This window comes from Sinorhizobium sp. 22678, from assembly GCF_052044265.1.
GTDB classification, from domain to species: domain Bacteria; phylum Pseudomonadota; class Alphaproteobacteria; order Rhizobiales; family Rhizobiaceae; genus Sinorhizobium; species Sinorhizobium meliloti_A.
This window is the reverse complement of record NZ_JBQEMS010000009.1, coordinates 44,631-61,951: the sequence shown is the minus strand read 5'-3', so window position 1 is coordinate 61,951 and position 17,321 is coordinate 44,631. Positions and strand designations below refer to the sequence as shown.

Sequence of the window (17,321 nt, the reverse complement as noted above, 5' to 3'; positions counted from 1 at the left end):
ATGGCGATTGGTTTCATCAAGAAGATCTTCTCCTTCGGCAAGGATGCCGTCGAAGAGAAACCGGCGCCGCCGCAGGAGACGGCCGCTGCCGATGAGGTCGCGGTAACCCCCCCTGTCCCTTCGGGAGAACAGGGCGGTACCCAGGCACCGGTCGAGGAAGATCGTAGTGCAGCCGAGGCAACGGAAGCTAGCACGGACGATCGCGATGTTTCCTTCGCGCCAGACACGCCAACGACCGAAACCACGCGTGAGGAAGAGCCAGTAAGCACTGCTGCCACCGCAGATGAAAACACTGTGGAGCAGGGCGAGAGCGTCCCTCATCCGATCTCTCCCCTTGCGGGGGAGATGCCCGGCAGGGCAGAGGAGGGTGAGCCGCCTTCCGAACACCCGACGACTGTCGACGAGCTCTCGGCACCCGCCTCTGTCCCTTCGGGACATCTCCCCCGCAAGGGTGGAGAGCAGGAGGAGCGCGAAGCCGCCGCCGCAGCCGACGTCGAAGAGGCGGAGATTGACGCAGACGACCGTGCGGAAGGCGCAGGCTCTTCGGCAGATGAAACGGCAGCGTCGGAGGACGAGAGCGTGCCTCTCCCAATCCTCCCCCTCGAGGGGGAGATGCCGGGGAGGGCAGAGGGGGGTGAGCCTCCATCCGAGCCCCTCGCACCCAGCCTTCCCAAAGGCTTCGCCGCCGCCGAGAGGCGCCCCAGGGAAGAAGCGCCCGCCCCGCCAGCCAAGCTCAACTGGTACCAGCGCCTTCGCCTGGGCCTTGCGCGCACCTCGTCGCAACTCACCGGCCAGATCGCCAGCCTCTTCACCAAGCGCAAGCTCGACGAGGCGACGCTGCAGGACCTCGAGGACCTGCTGATCCAGGCGGACCTCGGCGTCGAGACGGCGATGCGCATCACCGATACGCTCGCCTCGGAGCGCTATGGCAAGGATGTGTCCGGCGAGGACGTTTCGCGCATCATGGCCGGCGAGATCACCAAGGTGCTGGCGCCGGTCGCCAAGCCGCTGGAACTCGATCTCAGCCACAAGCCGCACGTGATCCTCGTCGTCGGCGTCAACGGAACCGGCAAGACGACGACGATCGGCAAGCTTGCGGCAAAGCTTTCCGGCGCGGGACTTAAGGTCATGCTGGCCGCCGGCGATACTTTCCGGGCGGCGGCGATCGAGCAGCTGAAGATCTGGGCCGAACGGACGAAATCCGAAATCGTCTCTTCGAAGCTCGGCGCCGATGCGGCCGGGCTTGCCTACGAGGCGTTCCAGCGTGCCCGCGAGCAGAAGGCGGACGTGCTGATCATCGACACCGCCGGACGGCTGCAGAACAAGGCCGAACTGATGGCGGAGCTCGAAAAGATCGTGCGCGTTCTCGGAAAACTCGATCCGGACGCGCCGCATACGGTGCTGCAGACGCTCGACGCGACGACAGGGCAGAACGCCCTGCAGCAGGTCGAAATATTCCGCAACGTCGCCGGCGTCAGCGGCTTGATCATGACCAAGCTCGACGGCACCGCACGCGGCGGCATTCTGGTGGCGATCTCCGCCAAGCACAAGCTGCCGGTTTACTTCATCGGCGTCGGCGAAGGGATCGACGACCTCGAACCGTTCGAAGCCAAGGACTTCGCCGAGGCGATCGCCGGCGTTGCTGCTCCTTGACCAAGCGGAGGTTTGCGCCAAAACCGCGGTTGATATGGTTTTGCCGCAATCCTGATGCTATGAGCGGCAGAAGATGACAGAACAGGATCCGCACATGTCGACGATCGAGGCCGCCAAGCCGAAGACAGAGGTAAGCCCGCTGCTCAAGCTCGTGCTGGAACTCGGCCCCCTGATGGTCTTCTTCTTCGCCAATTCGCGGGGCGAGTGGCTGGCTGGCCGTTTTCCCGCGCTGGCCGAGCTCGGCGGGCCGATCTTCATCGCGACCGGCCTGTTCATGGCGGCAACGGCGGCGGCGCTGATTGCTTCCTGGATCATGACCCGCACGCTGCCGATGATGCCGCTCGTCTCCGGCATCGTCGTCTTCGTCTTCGGCGCGCTGACGCTCTGGCTGCAGAACGACACCTTCATCAAGATGAAGCCGACCATCGTCAACACGCTCTTCGGCGCGATCCTGCTCGGCGGCCTCCTCTTCGGCAAATCGCTGCTCGGCTACGTCTTCCACGCCGCCTTCAAGCTGGACGAGGAGGGATGGCGGAAGCTGACGATCCGCTGGGGCGTGTTCTTCCTGTTTCTCGCCGTGCTCAACGAGGTGATCTGGCGCTCCTTCTCGACGGACTTCTGGGTGGCTTTCAAGGTCTGGGGCACCATGCCGATCACCATCCTCTTCACGCTCGCCCAGATGCCGCTGATCATGAAGCATTCGCTCGAACAGGATAGCGCGGAGTGACGATCGCGGCCGCCTCGGAGGACAAGCAGCGACGAGCGGCGCTCTGGTTGCTTGCCTGCCTCGGCGTGCTGGCAATCCAGGTCCTCGTGCAGCACCTGATGGGGCGGTTATGGATCTGCGAATGCGGCTACATCAAGCTCTGGGAAGGCGTCGTCAAATCCAGCGGCAACTCCCAGCACCTTTCCGACTGGTACACGCCGTCCCATGTCATCCACGGCTTTCTCTTCTACGGCCTCGGTCACCTTCTCATGCGCGGCAAACCCTGGAGCGCCCGCCTGCTTCTCGCGACCGTGATCGAGTCCGCCTGGGAGATCGCAGAGAACACGCCGGTGGTCATCAACCGTTACCGGGCCGCGACGATCTCGCTCGATTATTTCGGCGACAGCATCCTGAATTCGGCCATGGATACGCTCGCCATGGCTGTCGGCTTTCTCATCGCCTTGCGGCTGCCGGTCGCAGCCACGGTCGCGATCGCCATCGTTTTCGAACTCTTCACCGGCTATATGGTGCGCGACAACCTGACGCTCAACGTGCTGATGCTGGTCTGGCCGCTCGATGCGGTGAAGGCTTGGCAGGCGGGCGTTTAGCCGCTCCTTCGATAGGGAAGTGAGGTGTCGCGAGTCTCCTTCGCCCCGCTTGCGGGGAGAAGGTGGCCGGCAGGCCGGATGAGGGCGGTCGCGGCCTACGAGCCCGCAAGCGCCTTCTCGATCGCCGGCAGCAGCCCTTCCCTGAGGCTCTTTTCGTCGAAGGGGCCGGCACGCTTGTAGAGGATCGTGCCGTCGGCGGCGACGAGGAAGGATTCCGGGATGCCGTAGACGCCCCAGTCTATCGCCGCCTTTCCGTTCGGATCGACGCCGATTGCAGAGAAAGGGTTGCCGAGTTCGCCGAGGAAGCGCAGCGCGTTTTCGTTCCGGTCCTTGTAGTTGATGCCGACGACGGTGAGGCGCGGGTCTTTCGACAGCTGAAGAATGATCGGATGCTCCTGCCGACAGGGCACGCACCAGGAAGCCCAGACATTGACGAGCGTGAGCCTGCCCTTGACTGCCGTGTCGTCGAGAGCCGGCATGGGTTCGCCCGATGGCGTTGCAGCCCCTTCGAGCGGCGGCATGGCGAGCATCGGCGCCTTGGTGCCGATCAGCGCCGAGGGAATTTCGCTGACGTCCTTGCCGGAGTTCAACTGGCTCCAGAAGATGAGTGCGAGCACCGCGAAGATGAGGAGCGGAAGCGCCGCCATGAGATAGCGGAGGGCTCCGGGCCTGCGCTCGTCCTGCGGCGTCTCAGCGTTCGTCATTTGGCCCCTCCGGCCGGCAGTTCCGCGGAGCGGCGGCGGATCCCGGCGGCCTCGAGCTGCTGCAATTCGCGCCTGCGGGCGCGGCCGTCGGTGAGGACCCAAAGGATGAGTCCGGCTACCGTGGCGGCGGCAACCGCGTAGCTGGCAATGACATAGGCGGCATGACTCATCATGGCGTAAGCTGCTCCCGGCCGGCATTGCGCGCCGCCTGGCGTCTGAGCGAGGCCACGCGACGGCGCCAGATCTCGTTGCGCATGGCGGCGATATGCAGGGTGAAGAACAGGAGCGTGAAGGCGATCGCCATGACGATGAGCGGCCGCAGGAACTCCGGATCGATCGTCGGCCCGTCGAGGCGCATGACGCTTGCAGGCTGATGCAGCGTGTTCCACCATTCGACCGAGAACTTGATGATCGGGATGTTGACGAAACCGACGAGGATAAGCACGGCCGAGACGCGCGCCGATCGGCTCGGCTCATCCATGGCGCGGTTCAGCGCGATCAGCCCTAGATACATGAGGAAGAGCACGAAGACCGAGGTCAGCCGCGCATCCCAGACCCACCAGGTGCCCCACATCGGCTTGCCCCAGAGCGAGCCGGTGACGAGAGCCAGAAAGGTGAAGCAGGCGCCGATCGGCGCTGCGGCTCTTGCCGAGACGTCGGCGAGCGGATGACGCCAGACGAGCGTGCCGAGAGCGGAGATCGCCATGACCGTGTAGCACATCATGGAAAGCCAGGCCGAAGGCACATGCACATACATGATGCGCACCGTCTCGCCCTGCTGGTAGTCGCCTTCGGTGGTGAAGGAGAGCCAGAGCCCGGCCGCAAAGACGAGCAGCGTGAGAGCAGCAAGCCAGGGCAGCACGCGATCCGTCAGCGCCAGGAACCGGGTAGGGTTGGCGAGATCGCTGAATTTCCGAATGGCCAGGCTGCTTTCACTCATGACGGTTCTTTAACGCGGAAGGCCGGCTTCCGCAATTCATCCTAAGGTGCCGGGTCTCCTCAGTCGGCCGAGTGCCTGAGTGCCGCCGCGGCCGCCACTGGTCCGATCACCGCGAAGAACAGGGTTATCGCCATCAATATCATGAAAGGCGGCAGAAACGGGGCCGGATCCTCGATCGCCGCATAGACCGCGCTGACGCCGAAGATGAGCACCGGTATGGCAAGCGGCAGGACGAGGATCGAGACGAGCAGCCCGCCGCGCGGCAGCGCCACCGCGACAGCAGCGCCGACCGCGCCGATGAAGGTTATCGCCGGCGTCCCCGCGAGCAGGGTGACCATGGTGGCTCCGATGGCGCCTTCGTCCATGTTCATGAACAGTCCGAGAAAGGGCGAGGCGATCACCAGCGGCAGGCCGGTGGCGGTCCAATGAGCGGCGCACTTGACGAGAACGGCCAGGAGCAAGGGCGTCTCCTGCATCATGATGAGGTCGAGCGAACCGTCCTCGCGCTCCGCCTGAAAGAGCCTGTCGAGGCCGAGCAGCGACGCGAGCAGCGCGCCGATCCAGAGGATCGCCGGGCCGATGCGGGCGAGCAGGTTCAGATCGGGGCCGACGCCGAAGGGGATGACCGCGACGACCGTCATGAAGAAAAGCACGCCGATCATCGCGCCGCCGCCGGCGCGCACCGAAAGCTTGAGATCCCGGAAGTAGAGCGCGATCAATGGACGAATCCCGTCATTTCAAGGCTTTTCGCCCCCGCGAATCCAAGCGGCTGGTGGGTGGCCGCGACGACGACGCCGCCGCGGGCGAGATGGGCGGCGACCAGTCCGGCAAAAAGCCTGTCGGCGCTGACGTCGAGCGCCGCCGTCGGCTCGTCGAGAAGCCAGATGGGCCGGAAGGCGACAATGAGCTTCGCCATGGCCATGCGCCGCTGCTGGCCGGCGGAAAGATAGCCGAAGGGCAGATGAATGATGTCGGCGAGCCCCACTGCCTCCGCCGCTTCGACGAGGCCGATGCCGGAGCCGCCCGGCGAATCGCCAAGGAAGCGTTGCCAGAAGGTGAGGTTTTCCTCCACCGTCAGCTCGCGCTTCATCGCGTTGCGGTGGCCGAGATAGTGGCTGAGTTCGCGCGGATGTTCGTATCCCGATGGGCCGTCCTCCAGCCGGACGCGGCCCGATTCCGGCTCGAGGAGCCCCGCCAGGACGCGCAGGAGGGTCGACTTGCCGGCACCGTTCGGACCCGTTACCACAAGCGCCTCGCCGGCAGCCAGCGCGAACGAAATATCGTTGAAAATCAGGTCCTCGCCGCGCCTCGCACTCAAACCTTCAGCCATGAGGCGCATGAATTTCCAGCTTCCCTTGACGTGTCTTTTCGCGGAGCAAAAAAAGTTCCGATTGAACCTTGGTTGGTCTGGCACGATTTGGAGAAATTATCTATAAGGCGGCCAACACGCCAGCGGTCGGCGTGAATTTCATCCTAGCGCCGAACATGGAACGAGCTTCCACGTACGGACAGCGGAAATGACCGTACCCGCATCCCACTTCGCGCCTCACAGGTGCTCGGGCGTTCGTACGTCAGTTTTTGGCGATCAGACGGAACGGGGTATCATCCAGTGTCCAAATCCCTAGACAGCTTCAATTGTCGCTCCACGCTCACGGTCAACGGCGTGGACTATGTCTACTACAGCCTGCCGAAGGCGGAGGCGAACGGCCTCGCCGGCATCTCGAAGCTTCCCTATTCGATGAAGGTTCTGCTGGAAAACCTGTTGCGCAATGAAGATGGACGCTCGGTCACCAAGAAGGACATCGAAAACATCGCCGCATGGCTCGGCGACAAGGGCACGGCCGAGAACGAGATCGCCTATCGCCCGGCGCGCGTGCTGATGCAGGACTTCACCGGCGTTCCGGCCGTCGTCGACCTCGCGGCAATGCGCGACGCGATGGTTTCGCTCGGCGGCGACCCGGAAAAGATCAATCCGCTCGTTCCCGTCGATCTCGTGATCGACCACTCGGTGATCGTCGACGAATTCGGCACGCCGACCGCCTTTGCCCGCAATGTCGAGCTTGAATACCAGCGCAACGGCGAGCGCTACCGCTTCCTCAAATGGGGCCAGCAGGCCTTCAAGAACTTCCGCGTCGTGCCGCCCGGCACCGGCATCTGTCACCAGGTCAATCTCGAATATCTGGGCCAGGCCGTCTGGACCAGGGAAGAGGACGGCGAAGTCACCGCCTATCCGGATACCTGCGTCGGCACGGACAGCCACACGACGATGATCAATGGGCTGGGCGTGCTCGGTTGGGGCGTCGGCGGCATCGAAGCCGAAGCGGCGATGCTCGGCCAGCCGGTTTCCATGCTCCTGCCGGAAGTCATCGGCTTCAAGCTCACCGGCAGGCTCAAGGAAGGCGTGACCGCGACCGACCTCGTGCTTACCGTCGTGCAGATGCTGCGCAAGAAGGGCGTCGTCTCCAAGTTCGTCGAATTCTTCGGCTCCGGCCTCGACAACATGACGCTCGCGGATCGCGCGACGATCGGCAATATGGGCCCGGAATACGGCGCCACCTGCGGCTTCTTCCCGGTCGATGCCGAAACGATCAACTATCTCACCATCTCGGGTCGTGAAGAGAGCCGCATCGCGCTGGTCGAAGCCTATTCCAAGGCCCAAGGCATGTGGCGGGAAGGGGATGGTTCCGAGCTCGTCTTCACCGATACGCTGGAACTCGACCTCGGCGACGTCGTGCCGTCGATGGCCGGTCCCAAGCGCCCCGAGGGCCGCATCGCGCTCGAGAACATCGCCTCCGGCTTCGCGGCGGCGCTCGACAACGACTACAAGAAGCCCGGCCAGCTCGCCAACCGCTACGCGGTCGAGGGCACCGACTACGATCTTGGTCATGGCGACGTCGCGATCGCCGCGATAACCTCCTGCACCAACACCTCGAACCCCTCGGTGCTGATCGCCGCCGGCCTGCTTGCCCGCAAGGCGGTCGCCAAGGGCCTGAAGACGAAGCCCTGGGTCAAGACGTCGCTGGCGCCCGGATCGCAGGTCGTCGCCGAGTACCTGTCGAAATCCGGCCTCCAGACAGATCTCGACAAGCTCGGCTTCAACCTGGTTGGCTTCGGCTGCACAACCTGCATCGGCAATTCCGGCCCGCTGCCGACGGAGATCTCCAAGACGATCAACGACAAGGGTCTGATCGCCGCCGGCGTGCTTTCCGGCAACCGCAACTTCGAAGGCCGCATCTCGCCGGACGTACAGGCGAACTATCTCGCCTCGCCGCCGCTCGTCGTCGCCTACGCGCTGGCGGGTTCAGTCCAGAAGGACCTGACGAAGGAGCCGATCGGCGAAGATCAGAACGGGCAGCCCATCTACCTCAGGGACATCTGGCCGACTTCGCAGGAGATCCAGGAGTTCATCTTCAAATACGTCACCCGCGAGCTCTACGCGACCAAATATGCGGACGTGTTCAAGGGCGACGCCAACTGGCAGGCTGTCCAGGTTCCGGCCGGCCAGACCTATGCCTGGGACGAGGGGTCCACCTACGTCCAGAACCCGCCCTACTTCGTCGGCATGGGCAAGAAGGGCGCCGGCATTTCCGACATCAAGAACGCCCGTGTCCTCGGTCTCTTCGGCGACAAGATCACCACCGACCACATTTCCCCGGCCGGTTCGATCAAGGCGGCCTCGCCTGCCGGCGCCTATCTGCTCGAGCACGGCGTCGGGATTGCCGACTTCAACCAGTACGGCACGCGCCGCGGCAATCATGAGGTGATGATGCGCGGCACCTTCGCCAATATCCGCATCCGCAACCACATGCTGGGCCCGAACGGCAAGGAAGGCGGTTATACGATCCACTATCCCTCAAAGGAGGAGATGTCGATCTATGACGCGGCCATGCAGTACAAGGAGGAGGGCGTTCCGCTCGTCATCTTCGCCGGCGTCGAATACGGCAACGGCTCTTCGCGTGACTGGGCGGCCAAGGGCACCAACCTCCTCGGCGTCAAGGCCGTGATTGCCCAGTCCTTCGAACGCATCCATCGTTCGAACCTGGTCGGCATGGGCGTCGTACCCTTCGTCTTCGAGGAAGGCACGACCTGGGAATCGCTGGCTCTCAAGGGCGACGAAGTCGTGACGATCGAGAATCTCGCCAACGTCCAGCCGCGCGAGAAGCGCGTGGCGAAGATCACCTATGGCGACGGCTCGGTGAAGGAGGTCCCGCTCATTTGCCGCATCGATACGCTCGACGAGGTCACCTACGTCAACAATGGCGGCATCCTGCAGACGGTTCTGCGCGATCTCGCCGCCTGATCGGCGACGTATGAACAGAAAAGCCGGGGCGTCCACATCGACGCCCCGGCTTTTTATTGTCCGGTCCACAGGGTTTTGGCCGGCTTTGCGGCAGTCACTCCAACGTGACTTTTCGTTGAAGAATACCCGTCGTATGTAGGGGTCTCCCCGCGCGGCAAACGCGTTGAAGCGACGCACTTCCGGATGGAAACGTTCCACATTTTCCCGGAAGTGCTCTAACGAGCACGAACAAAGACGCCATGATATCCGCCTGCACACCAACAATCCGACGTCTCGCCCTGGCGATCGGGCTGTTTGGTGCGTTCTGCGGAGCTTCCGCAGCGGATGACGGCAGGGCGGCCGAGAGCGGCCCGGTCAAGGATGGAGCGGTCAAGGACGGAGCGGTCAAGGACGGGGCGCTCAAGGGCGTCGTCGAACTCTTCACCAGCCAGGGCTGCTCCTCTTGTCCCCCGGCGGACGCGGCGCTCAAGAAGCTCGTCGATGAAGGCGAGGTCGTCGCGCTCGCCTATCATGTCGACTATTGGAACTATCTCGGATGGGCGGACACGCTCGCTTCCAAGGAAAATACCGAGCGGCAATATGCCTATGCGCGGATGCTCGGCCGCTACGGCGTCTATACGCCGCAGGCGATCCTGAACGGGCGCGACCATGCCAACGGCGCGGACCTGCCGGCCATCAGGAACCGGCTTGCCTTGATGGACGAGAAGGGCAAGGGTCTGTCGGTGCCGATCGCCGCCTCGATCGGCGGCGATGAAATCTCGATCAAGGTCGGTGCCGGCAAAGGCAGGGCGAACGTCGTCGTCGTCTATTTCGACCGGGCAAGGGTGGTCAAGGTCGAGAAGGGCGAGAACAGCGGCAAGGAGATCGCGTATTGGCATGCGGTGCGCGACATCCAGACCATCGGCATGTGGGAGGGCAAGCCAGCGGAATTCACGCTGCCCGCCTCGGTCCTGATCGAAGGCCAGGGCAATAGCGGTTGCGCGGTGCTGCTGCAATCGATGAAGGACAAGGAAACGCCGGGAGCCATCATCGGCGCCGCAACGGTTCTCGCGGGGCCGCAGGGAAAGCTCTGATGACAGGAAATGTTCCGCATCGCTTGCGGCGGAACAGGGGATGGTTCGGCCCGGCAGCATCGAGGGGCTGGGGCTGAGGGTTCGAAGTTACCGGACCGAACCAGCCATGTCTGCGTTCGAGAACCTCCCGCAGCATGACGGCTGGCCGGACATACGGTGGCAACGACTCTGTCCGGCAGCGGTCGGAGTGTTGCGGCGAATTGGGGCGGCGTTTTGACTGAATTGCGGCAGCCCCAAGAATTGCTGACATTGATCAACAGCTTCCGGCTTGCTTTTCCGATCGTGTGAGGCACACTGTCGTGGTCCTGTCACATTAGAAGGCCGGAAATGCCGATGACTGATGAAACGGATTTGCCGCGAGGCGAAGCACGTCACTACGGCCAGACCACCTCCGACGTGGTCGTCGATCTTCACGAATACAAGCAAGCCAAGAACCCCCCGCCCGTCACCTTCCATCGCCGCGAACTCGACCTGATCCTCAAGGTCTACGGCCGTATGGTGGGCGAAGGGGAGTGGCGCGACTATGCGATCGACCACCTGAGGGACCGGGCCGTTTTTTCAGTGTTCAAGCGCGCCGGAGAAGTGCCTCTCTACCGCATCGAGAAAAACCCGAAGCTCGCCGCGAAACAGGGCGCCTTCAGCGTGCTCAACGCTCACGGGACGATATTGAAGCGGGGCCACGAGCTCGCCCAGGTGCTCAAGGCCTTCGACAAGGTGCTGAAGCTCGTCAAAACCTGACGACATATCACTCGGAGCTGCCCCTCATCCGCCTGCCGGCACCTTCTCCCCGCAGGCGGGGCGAAGGGACAAGCGGCAGCGCTTCGCCTCGGTCCCCCTCTCCCCGCGTGCGGATTTATCCCTGAATCGGTTGGCGGCGCCAAACCGCTTGCATCGAAGCGTGCCATCCGTGTTGCGAATCAGATAAGTGTATGCTTATCTGACGTCATGACTGAGAACGACATATTCAAAGCGCTCGCTGACCCGACACGCCGTGCAATCTTCGAGAAGCTGGCGAGCGGAAGCATGAACGCCAGTGCCTTGCGCAACGGAATGGACATCAGCCAGCCGGCCATGTCCCAACATCTCCACGTGTTGCGTAATGCAAAGCTGGTGCGGGAGGAACGGCAGGGGCGCTTCGTGAACTACGAGGTCGACCCGGAGGGGCTGGCGCTCGTTGCCGGATGGCTGGCGAAATATCGCGCCTACTGGCCGGCGCGGATCGATGCGTTGAAGGTCTTGCTGAGGGATATGGATCAATGAACGATGTGGAACTGAACGAGCCGGCAAGGAATCTGGTGCTCGAATACGAACTCGATGAATCGCCCGAAAAGGTGTGGCGGGCAATCAGCATGCCTGAGTTCCGTGAGCGATGGCTGCCCAGGCGGGAACTGGCTGGGGCCGAGCCTGTCTCCACCGCACCGGGCAAGGAAATTCGCTACAGAATGCGCGACGACGAACCTCCCTTTCTCGAAAGCCTCGTGGCGTTCCAGGTCAGGCCCAGCAATGACGGCGGCACGATTCTGAGAATTATCCATGGGCTGGAGGATGAGCGGCTGGCTCCGCGAACTCCGCCGGCGGCGAACAGCAACCGGCTTTGGCTGATGCGCGCCGCCTGACGCCTCATTCTACCAAAACAAGTTAATCAGACAGGAGTTCGCCTATGCGCGAAGCGATGCAACTCGTCCCTATGGTCGTCGAGCAATCCAGCCGTGGCGAGCGCTCATTCGACATCTATTCCCGCCTGCTGCGTGAGCGAGTAATCTTTCTGAACGGCGAGGTGAACGATGCAGTGTCTGCTCTCGTTTGCGCACAGTTGTTGTTCCTGGAAGCCGAAAGCCCCAGAAAACCGATCCAACTCTATATAAACTCGCCCGGCGGTGTCGTTACCAGCGGCTTCGCGATGTACGACACGATGCGTTACATCCGGGCGCCCGTGCATACGCTTTGCATGGGGACGGCCCGTTCGATGGGTTCGTTCCTGCTGATGGCAGGCCAAGCGGGCGAGCGCACCTCCCTGCCCAATGCAAACATTCTCGTCCATCAACCTTCGGGCGGCTTTCAGGGACAGGCCTCCGATATGCTCATCCATGCCGAGGAAATCAGGCGAACCAAACACCGCATGACGCGGCTTTATGCCGAGCATTGCGGGCGAACATATGAAGAATTCGAGCGCGCGATGGATCGCGACCGTTTCATGACGGCGGAAGAAGCTCTGGAGTGGGGTCTGATCGACCGCATCCTCACCGAACGGGAGTTGGGCGCTGAATTTGACGCTTGAAGCTCACCTGCGCAGGCTCAGCTCCTATAAAGCGTATCCGGATAGACGCCCTCGGCGGGCTTCGTTGCGGTTCCTTCTCCGAGCGGCCGCTGCATCAAGGCCGTATCCAGCCACCGGCCATGCTTGAAGCCGGTTGCCTTCATCAGCCCCTGCAGTTCGAAGCCGAGCGCCCGGTGCAGGGCGATCGATGAGGGGTGCGCCCCGCCGATTACCGCTATCATCTGGCGGAAGCCGAGAGCCGTACAGCGCCCGACCAGTTCGGAAAGCAGCGCTTTGCCGATACCCTTGCCCCGTGCTTCCGGCGAAAGATAGATCGAATCCTCCACCAGGAACCGATAGGCGGTGCGGTTGCGGAAGGCGGAGGCATAGGCATAGCCGATAACCGTGCCACGCTCGTCCAGCGCGACCACATAGGGGTAGCCGTTGCCGGTGATCGTGGAGAAGCGGAGCGCCATCTCGGCTTCGGATGGCGGCGTCTCCTCATAGGTCGCGACCCCGTTCAAGACGGACTCGCGATAGATCTCGGTAATCGAGCGGAGGTCGGCGGCAACGGCGTCGCGGAGCGTGGCGGTCATGGAATTCTTCGCGCATTATGGCTGGAGATGTACTGTCTCGCATGGATGCGCCGGATCGATCAAGGCCGGCTCCGGCAAACAAAAAGGCGGCCGAAGCCGCCTTTTCCGTCAAACCGGTTCGCTACTACTCGTTCCTGTTGCCAAGGAACTGCAGCATGAACATGAACAGGTTGATGAAGTCGAGGTAGAGCGTCAGCGCACCCATGATGGCCTTGCGGCCGGCGACCAAGGCGTCATCGCCTTCAAAGTACATTTCCTTGAGCTTCTGCGTGTCGTAGGCGGTCAGGCCGGCGAAGATGAGCACGCCGATCACCGAGATCGCGAAGCCGAGTGCCGAAGAGGCAAGGAAGATGTTGACGACGGATGCGATGATCACGCCGAAGAGGCCCATGATCAGGAATGATCCGAGGCCCGAAAGGTCCTTCTTCGTCGTATAGCCGTAAAGCGACAGGGCGCCGAACGAAGCAGCCGTCACGAAGAACGTCTGCACGATGCTCTGGCCGGTGAAGACCAGGAAGATCGACGACAGGGACAGGCCCATCAGCGCCGCATAGACCCAGAAGGTCGTCTGCGCCGCGGAAACGCTCATGGAATTGATGCGGAAGCTCAGGAAGAACACCAGCGCAAGGGGCGCCAACATCACGACCCACTTCAGGGGGGAAGCGTAGATAAGCTGGGCGAATGCCGGATTAGAGGCGGCAAGCGCATAGGTTCCGTAAGCTGCCACGCCGGTGATCGCCAGGCCGAGGGCCATCAGGTTGTAGACCTTCAGCATATAAGCGCGAAGGCCTTCGTCGATCACGGCACCCGCCTGAGCGCCGGCGGGCGACATTCGGGTTTGGTAGTTTCTCAGATCAGCCATTGTTTCCTCATTTAAGCCCCGGTTGAAGTTACGGTGTCGGGCGGCGAACCTTGTCGTTCCTTTGCGCGCCCAGGCGCCGCTGCGGGGCTCCAGCATGCCTGTGGACAAATATGATGGTGAACGCCGTCATGCACAAGGGCGAAGCGCTTGGAATCGAACAAAGTCGGCCCGCCGGACCATCAAACTGGAGTGATTTACGGTTAACTCGGCCGTCATGGCCGAAATCGCGCGACAGGCATGGCAGGATCAGAGTTCCCGCAGCACCGGAGCGGCCTTTTGCCCGAGGACGCGCCAGGTTCCGGCGAGGCCGATCCCGACCGTCACGACCAGCGCAAGAACGATGGTCCCGACGGCAACGTCCGGCAGGAAGCTCGACGGCAGGGTCATGATGCGGCTGACGACGAACCAGGCCGAAACGCTGCCGGCGAAAAGCGCGAAGACGGCAGTCGCCAGGCCGAGAATGACGTATTCGTAGCTGAAGGCGCGGATCAGGGTCGCCCGCGTCGCGCCGAGCGTCTTCAGGACCACCGCATCGTGGATGCGGGCACGGTTGCCGGCGGCGAGTGCGCCGGCAAGCACGAGGATAGAAGCGATAAGCGCGACCGCCGCGGCCGCGCGCACCGCAGTTGCAAGCTGCCCGAGCAGCGTATTGACGATGTCGAGCGCGTCCTTCACGCGCACGCTGGTGATCGTCGGGTAGGCATTCGTCACCCTCTTCAACACCGCCGCCTCCTCCTCGGCCGAGGCGTCGGGATCGATGATGGTCGCGAGCCAGGCATGCGGGGCGCCGGCGAAGGTGTTCGGCGAGAAGACCATGACGAAATTGATCGACAGCGACTCCCACTCGACCTCGCGGAAATTGGCGATCCGGGCCGTGATGTTGCGGCCGAGCACGTTGACGGTCACCGTATCGCCGAGCTTCAGCCCGAGCTCGCGGGCCTCCTCCGCCGAGAAGGAGACGAGCGGCTCGCCGCTATAGTCCTCGGGCCACCAGCTGCCTTCGGTGAGTTTGGAATTTTCCGGCCTGTTCTTGGCATAGGTGATGCCGCGATCTCCGCGCAGCACCCATTGGCCGCCGGGGGGAACGTTGCGGCTGTTCACATCCTCGCCGTTGAGCGCGACGATGCGCCCGCGCAGCATCGGCACTTCGATGATCTTGCCCTCCGGCATAGCTCCCGCGAGCACGGAGCGGAAGCCTTCGATCTCGCTGCCCTGGATGTCGACGAAGAAGAAGTTGGGCGCGCGCTCGGCCATGTCGCCGGTGAGCTCGCGCCGCAGATTGCCGTCGATGAGCGCCAGCGTCACCAGAAGAGTGAGACCGAGGCCGAGCGACAGCACCACCGACGGCGTCAAGGCACCCGGCCGGTGAATGTTGCCGATGGCCAGTCTCAGCGCCGGCGAATTGACGCGCGGGCTGCGCCGCGCCAGCCAGGATATGAGGAGCGAAACCCCGCGCAGCACGATGAAGGCAAAGGCGATCGCGCCAAGAAAGATCAGCGAAATGGAACGGTCATAGGCGGCCCAGACCGCGAGCCCGGCAAGTCCTGCCAGGCAGATGAAGGCGCCGGCGAGATAGGGCAGGGCAGGCAAGCCCGCCGGCTCGAAACCCTGCTGCCGGAAAAGCGCAGTCGCCGGCACACGGCGCGCCCGCCCGAGCGGCAGGATGGCGAAGGTCAGCGCCGTCAGAAGGCCGAAAAGCGCCGCAAGACCCAGGGCCGAGGGATAGAGCACGAATGCGGTGGATACGGGCAGCAGGCCGGCAAGGAACTGCGCTGCCACGAAGGGGATGAGGGCGCCGAGCACGAGGCCGATCGCGATGCCGATGAGGGCGATCATCAGGATCTGCGCAAGGTAGATCATCGCGACCAGCGACGCCGGAGCGCCGAGACATTTGAAAGTCGCGATGACGCTGCGCTTGCCGTCGAGATAGGAGCGCACGGCGTTGGCAACCCCGACGCCTCCGACGATCAGCGCCGTGAGCCCGACGAGCGTCAGGAATTGCGAGAAACGCGTGATGTTTGCGTTGAGGGAGGGTGCGGCATTGCCGCTCGTCCGTATCGACCAGCCGGCGGAGGGAAAGCGCGTCTCGGCCTGCACGCGAATGAGCGGCACGTCTGCGGGATCCGGCAGGCGGACCTTGTAGGTGTGTTCGACAAGGCTGCCGGTCTGCACGAGCCCGGAAGCGGCAAGCGCATCGGAGGAAATCATCAGCCGCGGCGCGAAACCGAAGCCGTCGGAAAGAGCGTCGGGTTCGCTGGCGAGTACCGCGCCGACCCGAATACGCGCATTGCCGATGAGAATTTCCGCGCCCGGCGAGATGCCGAGGCGCTCGAGAAGCAGCGGTGCGGCGACTGCGCCGAACACCTCGCCGTCCTTCGCCAGCAATTCAGGGAGCGGCTTTGCCGGCTCGCTTTCGAGCTTGCCGTAAAGCGGGTAGGCGCCGTCCACGGCCTTGAGCTCCACCAGCGCCTGGTTGGAGCCGTCCGGGAGCCGCGCCATGGAACGAAGACCGGCGGATACCGAAACCTCGCCGAGACCCTGGAGGAAGGCACGCTCGTCCGCGGTCGCCACCCGATTGTTGAGCTCGAACCGGATGTCGCCGGCGAGCAGTTCCTGCCCTTGCGAGGCGATCGTTTCGCTGATCGACTGGGACAGCGAGTTGACCCCGGCGATCGCGGCCGTACCGAGAGCGATGCAGGCGAGGAAAATATAGAAGCCCCTCAGCCCCCCGCGCATTTCCCGGAGTGCCAGACGAAGCGCGAACAGCGGGCGCAGCGCGAGCAGAGGGCGCAGGGAAATCGTGGGGAGCAGCCGCCGGACGGCAACCGTCCCGCTCATGCGGACACGGCTCCCTGCCGGGCCGAGGCGGAGAGCCGTTCAGCGTCGGGGACGATTTCACCGGAGCGGACGCGTATCTGTCTTTCGCAGCGTCCGGCGAGCGCCGCATCATGCGTGACGAGAACGAGCGTCATGCCACGCTCGCGCTGTTCGGCAAAGAGGAGGTCGGCGATCTGTCGGCCGGTCTCCGCGTCGAGGTTGCCCGTCGGCTCGTCGGCGATCAGCAGCTTCGGAGAGGGCGCGAGCGCCCGGGCGATCGCCACGCGCTGCTGTTCGCCGCCGGAAAGCTGCCCGGGGTAGTGCGTCAGGCGTTCGCCGAGCCCCACGGCGATCAGTTCCTTACGCGCTATGTCGAATGCATTGCGGACATTCGCGAGCTCGAGCGGCACCGCGACGTTCTCGAGCGCGGTCATGTTCGGGATGAGATGAAAGGACTGGAAAACGATGCCGACATTGCGGCCGCGGAAATCGGCGACTGCGTCCTCGCCGAGGCGGTGGAGCGCCGTGCCGTCAATGATGATTTCGCCGCCGTCGAGCCGCTCCAGCCCAGCCATGACCATGAGCAGAGTCGATTTGCCCGAGCCCGAGGGGCCGACGATGCCCACCGATTCGCCGGCATCGATCGCGAGGCTTACGCCCTTCAGCACATGCACGGACGCCGCAGCTTCGCCCAGCGTCAGATCCGCATTTTTCAACTCGATGATGGTTTTTGCCACGCGAAAGAGCCCTATATGAAAATTTGATACGGATCATCAAACAATTGTCCGCCGATTTAGGAACGAGC

The 17,321-nt window shown here is 63.4% G+C and carries 18 protein-coding genes; 9 read left to right on the top strand and 9 right to left on the bottom strand.

All coding sequences use genetic code 11. From position 1 onward, the window contains the following. The 3 genes from ftsY (at position 1) to ACTJKL_RS15290 (ending at position 2,967) form a co-directional block, all read left to right on the top strand. Entirely contained in the window at positions 1–1,653 is a 1,653-nt protein-coding gene (gene ftsY, locus ACTJKL_RS15300) for a signal recognition particle-docking protein FtsY (RefSeq protein ID WP_440853218.1), read from the top strand. Between the two features lie 94 nt (positions 1,654–1,747). Further along, a complete protein-coding gene (locus ACTJKL_RS15295; RefSeq protein WP_010970512.1) occupies positions 1,748–2,380 on the top strand; it encodes a septation protein A in 633 nt (210 codons plus the stop codon). Next, positions 2,377–2,967: a DUF2585 domain-containing protein gene (locus ACTJKL_RS15290; RefSeq protein ID WP_127711463.1), complete on the top strand. Its 591-nt coding sequence runs from the start codon at positions 2,377–2,379 to the stop codon at positions 2,965–2,967. Before ACTJKL_RS15295 ends, ACTJKL_RS15290 begins: the two co-directional genes overlap by 4 nt. Positions 2,968–3,062: 95 nt before the next feature. On the opposite strand, the gene ACTJKL_RS15285 is transcribed toward ACTJKL_RS15290, so the two are convergent. Genes ACTJKL_RS15285 through ccmA form a run of 5 tightly spaced genes read right to left on the bottom strand, consistent with a single transcriptional unit; the run spans position 3,063 to position 5,941 of the window. After that, a complete protein-coding gene (locus tag ACTJKL_RS15285) occupies positions 3,063–3,671 on the bottom strand; it encodes a DsbE family thiol:disulfide interchange protein (RefSeq protein ID WP_338283714.1) in 609 nt (202 codons plus the stop codon). Then, a complete protein-coding gene (gene ccmD / locus ACTJKL_RS15280) occupies positions 3,668–3,844 on the bottom strand; it encodes a heme exporter protein CcmD (RefSeq protein WP_100672703.1) in 177 nt (58 codons plus the stop codon). The genes ACTJKL_RS15285 and ccmD overlap by 4 nt, the downstream gene beginning before the upstream one ends. Beyond that, positions 3,841–4,611 carry a heme ABC transporter permease gene (locus ACTJKL_RS15275; RefSeq protein ID WP_100672704.1) on the bottom strand — a complete coding sequence of 257 codons (771 nt, stop codon included), beginning with the start codon at positions 4,609–4,611 and terminating at the stop codon, positions 3,841–3,843. The genes ccmD and ACTJKL_RS15275 overlap by 4 nt, the downstream gene beginning before the upstream one ends. A gap of 59 nt (positions 4,612–4,670) precedes the next feature. Beyond that, positions 4,671–5,330: a heme exporter protein CcmB gene (gene ccmB / locus ACTJKL_RS15270; protein ID WP_338283715.1), complete on the bottom strand. Its 660-nt coding sequence runs from the start codon at positions 5,328–5,330 to the stop codon at positions 4,671–4,673. Next, on the bottom strand, positions 5,327–5,941 hold the full coding sequence (ccmA, locus tag ACTJKL_RS15265; protein ID WP_411926139.1) for a heme ABC exporter ATP-binding protein CcmA: 615 nt from the start codon (positions 5,939–5,941) through the stop codon (positions 5,327–5,329). The genes ccmB and ccmA overlap by 4 nt, the downstream gene beginning before the upstream one ends. Positions 5,942–6,220: 279 nt before the next feature. Here ccmA and acnA point away from each other — a divergent pair, with 279 nt between their 5' ends. The 6 genes from acnA to ACTJKL_RS15235 all read left to right on the top strand — a co-directional run bounded on the left by acnA (position 6,221) and on the right by ACTJKL_RS15235 (position 12,262). Beyond that, positions 6,221–8,911 carry an aconitate hydratase AcnA gene (acnA, locus tag ACTJKL_RS15260; RefSeq protein WP_127711467.1) on the top strand — a complete coding sequence of 897 codons (2,691 nt, stop codon included), beginning with the start codon at positions 6,221–6,223 and terminating at the stop codon, positions 8,909–8,911. A 239-nt stretch (positions 8,912–9,150) separates the two neighbouring features. Continuing rightward, positions 9,151–9,984, top strand: coding sequence for a DUF1223 domain-containing protein (locus tag ACTJKL_RS15255; RefSeq protein WP_440853217.1), 834 nt, complete (start codon positions 9,151–9,153; stop codon positions 9,982–9,984). A 327-nt stretch (positions 9,985–10,311) separates the two neighbouring features. Next, positions 10,312–10,722: a DUF2794 domain-containing protein gene (locus ACTJKL_RS15250; protein WP_018097393.1), complete on the top strand. Its 411-nt coding sequence runs from the start codon at positions 10,312–10,314 to the stop codon at positions 10,720–10,722. Between the two features lie 207 nt (positions 10,723–10,929). Next, positions 10,930–11,244 (top strand): ArsR/SmtB family transcription factor, encoded by a 315-nt coding sequence (locus tag ACTJKL_RS15245; RefSeq protein WP_018097392.1) that lies wholly within the window; start codon positions 10,930–10,932, stop codon positions 11,242–11,244. After that, positions 11,241–11,600: an SRPBCC family protein gene (locus ACTJKL_RS15240; RefSeq protein WP_127711471.1), complete on the top strand. Its 360-nt coding sequence runs from the start codon at positions 11,241–11,243 to the stop codon at positions 11,598–11,600. Before ACTJKL_RS15245 ends, ACTJKL_RS15240 begins: the two co-directional genes overlap by 4 nt. 44 nt (positions 11,601–11,644) lie before the next feature. Continuing rightward, complete coding sequence (locus ACTJKL_RS15235; protein WP_440853216.1) at positions 11,645–12,262, top strand: ATP-dependent Clp protease proteolytic subunit; 618 nt, start codon at positions 11,645–11,647, stop codon at positions 12,260–12,262. 17 nt (positions 12,263–12,279) lie between these two features. Here the strand turns inward: ACTJKL_RS15235 and ACTJKL_RS15230 are convergent, their stop codons facing one another. The 4 genes from ACTJKL_RS15230 to ACTJKL_RS15215 all read right to left on the bottom strand — a co-directional run bounded on the left by ACTJKL_RS15230 (position 12,280) and on the right by ACTJKL_RS15215 (position 17,253). After that, positions 12,280–12,837 (bottom strand): GNAT family N-acetyltransferase, encoded by a 558-nt coding sequence (locus ACTJKL_RS15230; protein WP_338283721.1) that lies wholly within the window; start codon positions 12,835–12,837, stop codon positions 12,280–12,282. A 124-nt stretch (positions 12,838–12,961) separates the two neighbouring features. After that, positions 12,962–13,699: a Bax inhibitor-1/YccA family protein gene (locus ACTJKL_RS15225; protein WP_100672711.1), complete on the bottom strand. Its 738-nt coding sequence runs from the start codon at positions 13,697–13,699 to the stop codon at positions 12,962–12,964. A 246-nt stretch (positions 13,700–13,945) separates the two neighbouring features. Further along, the gene (locus ACTJKL_RS15220) at positions 13,946–16,537 is read right to left on the bottom strand and encodes an ABC transporter permease (protein ID WP_440853215.1); all 2,592 of its coding nucleotides are present in this window, start codon (positions 16,535–16,537) and stop codon (positions 13,946–13,948) included. Then, complete coding sequence (locus ACTJKL_RS15215) at positions 16,534–17,253, bottom strand: ABC transporter ATP-binding protein (RefSeq protein WP_018097386.1); 720 nt, start codon at positions 17,251–17,253, stop codon at positions 16,534–16,536. Before ACTJKL_RS15215 ends, ACTJKL_RS15220 begins: the two co-directional genes overlap by 4 nt. Between the last annotated feature and the right edge of the window lie 68 nt (positions 17,254–17,321).

What these genes read in the sequence shown, in the direction of transcription:
- ftsY (WP_440853218.1), top strand. Translation starts at nt 1, where the DNA reads ATGGCGATTGGTTTCATCAAGAAGATCTTCTCCTTCGGCAAGGATGCC.
- ACTJKL_RS15295 (WP_010970512.1), top strand. Translation starts at nt 1,748, where the DNA reads ATGTCGACGATCGAGGCCGCCAAGCCGAAGACAGAGGTAAGCCCGCTG.
- ACTJKL_RS15285 (WP_338283714.1), bottom strand. Translation starts at nt 3,671, where the DNA reads ATGACGAACGCTGAGACGCCGCAGGACGAGCGCAGGCCCGGAGCCCTC.
- ccmD (WP_100672703.1), bottom strand. Translation starts at nt 3,844, where the DNA reads ATGATGAGTCATGCCGCCTATGTCATTGCCAGCTACGCGGTTGCCGCC.
- ACTJKL_RS15275 (WP_100672704.1), bottom strand. Translation starts at nt 4,611, where the DNA reads ATGAGTGAAAGCAGCCTGGCCATTCGGAAATTCAGCGATCTCGCCAAC.
- ccmA (WP_411926139.1), bottom strand. Translation starts at nt 5,941, where the DNA reads ATGGCTGAAGGTTTGAGTGCGAGGCGCGGCGAGGACCTGATTTTCAAC.
- ACTJKL_RS15255 (WP_440853217.1), top strand. Translation starts at nt 9,151, where the DNA reads ATGATATCCGCCTGCACACCAACAATCCGACGTCTCGCCCTGGCGATC.
- ACTJKL_RS15250 (WP_018097393.1), top strand. Translation starts at nt 10,312, where the DNA reads ATGCCGATGACTGATGAAACGGATTTGCCGCGAGGCGAAGCACGTCAC.
- ACTJKL_RS15245 (WP_018097392.1), top strand. Translation starts at nt 10,930, where the DNA reads ATGACTGAGAACGACATATTCAAAGCGCTCGCTGACCCGACACGCCGT.
- ACTJKL_RS15240 (WP_127711471.1), top strand. Translation starts at nt 11,241, where the DNA reads ATGAACGATGTGGAACTGAACGAGCCGGCAAGGAATCTGGTGCTCGAA.
- ACTJKL_RS15235 (WP_440853216.1), top strand. Translation starts at nt 11,645, where the DNA reads ATGCGCGAAGCGATGCAACTCGTCCCTATGGTCGTCGAGCAATCCAGC.
- ACTJKL_RS15230 (WP_338283721.1), bottom strand. Translation starts at nt 12,837, where the DNA reads ATGACCGCCACGCTCCGCGACGCCGTTGCCGCCGACCTCCGCTCGATT.
- ACTJKL_RS15225 (WP_100672711.1), bottom strand. Translation starts at nt 13,699, where the DNA reads ATGGCTGATCTGAGAAACTACCAAACCCGAATGTCGCCCGCCGGCGCT.
- ACTJKL_RS15220 (WP_440853215.1), bottom strand. Translation starts at nt 16,537, where the DNA reads ATGAGCGGGACGGTTGCCGTCCGGCGGCTGCTCCCCACGATTTCCCTG.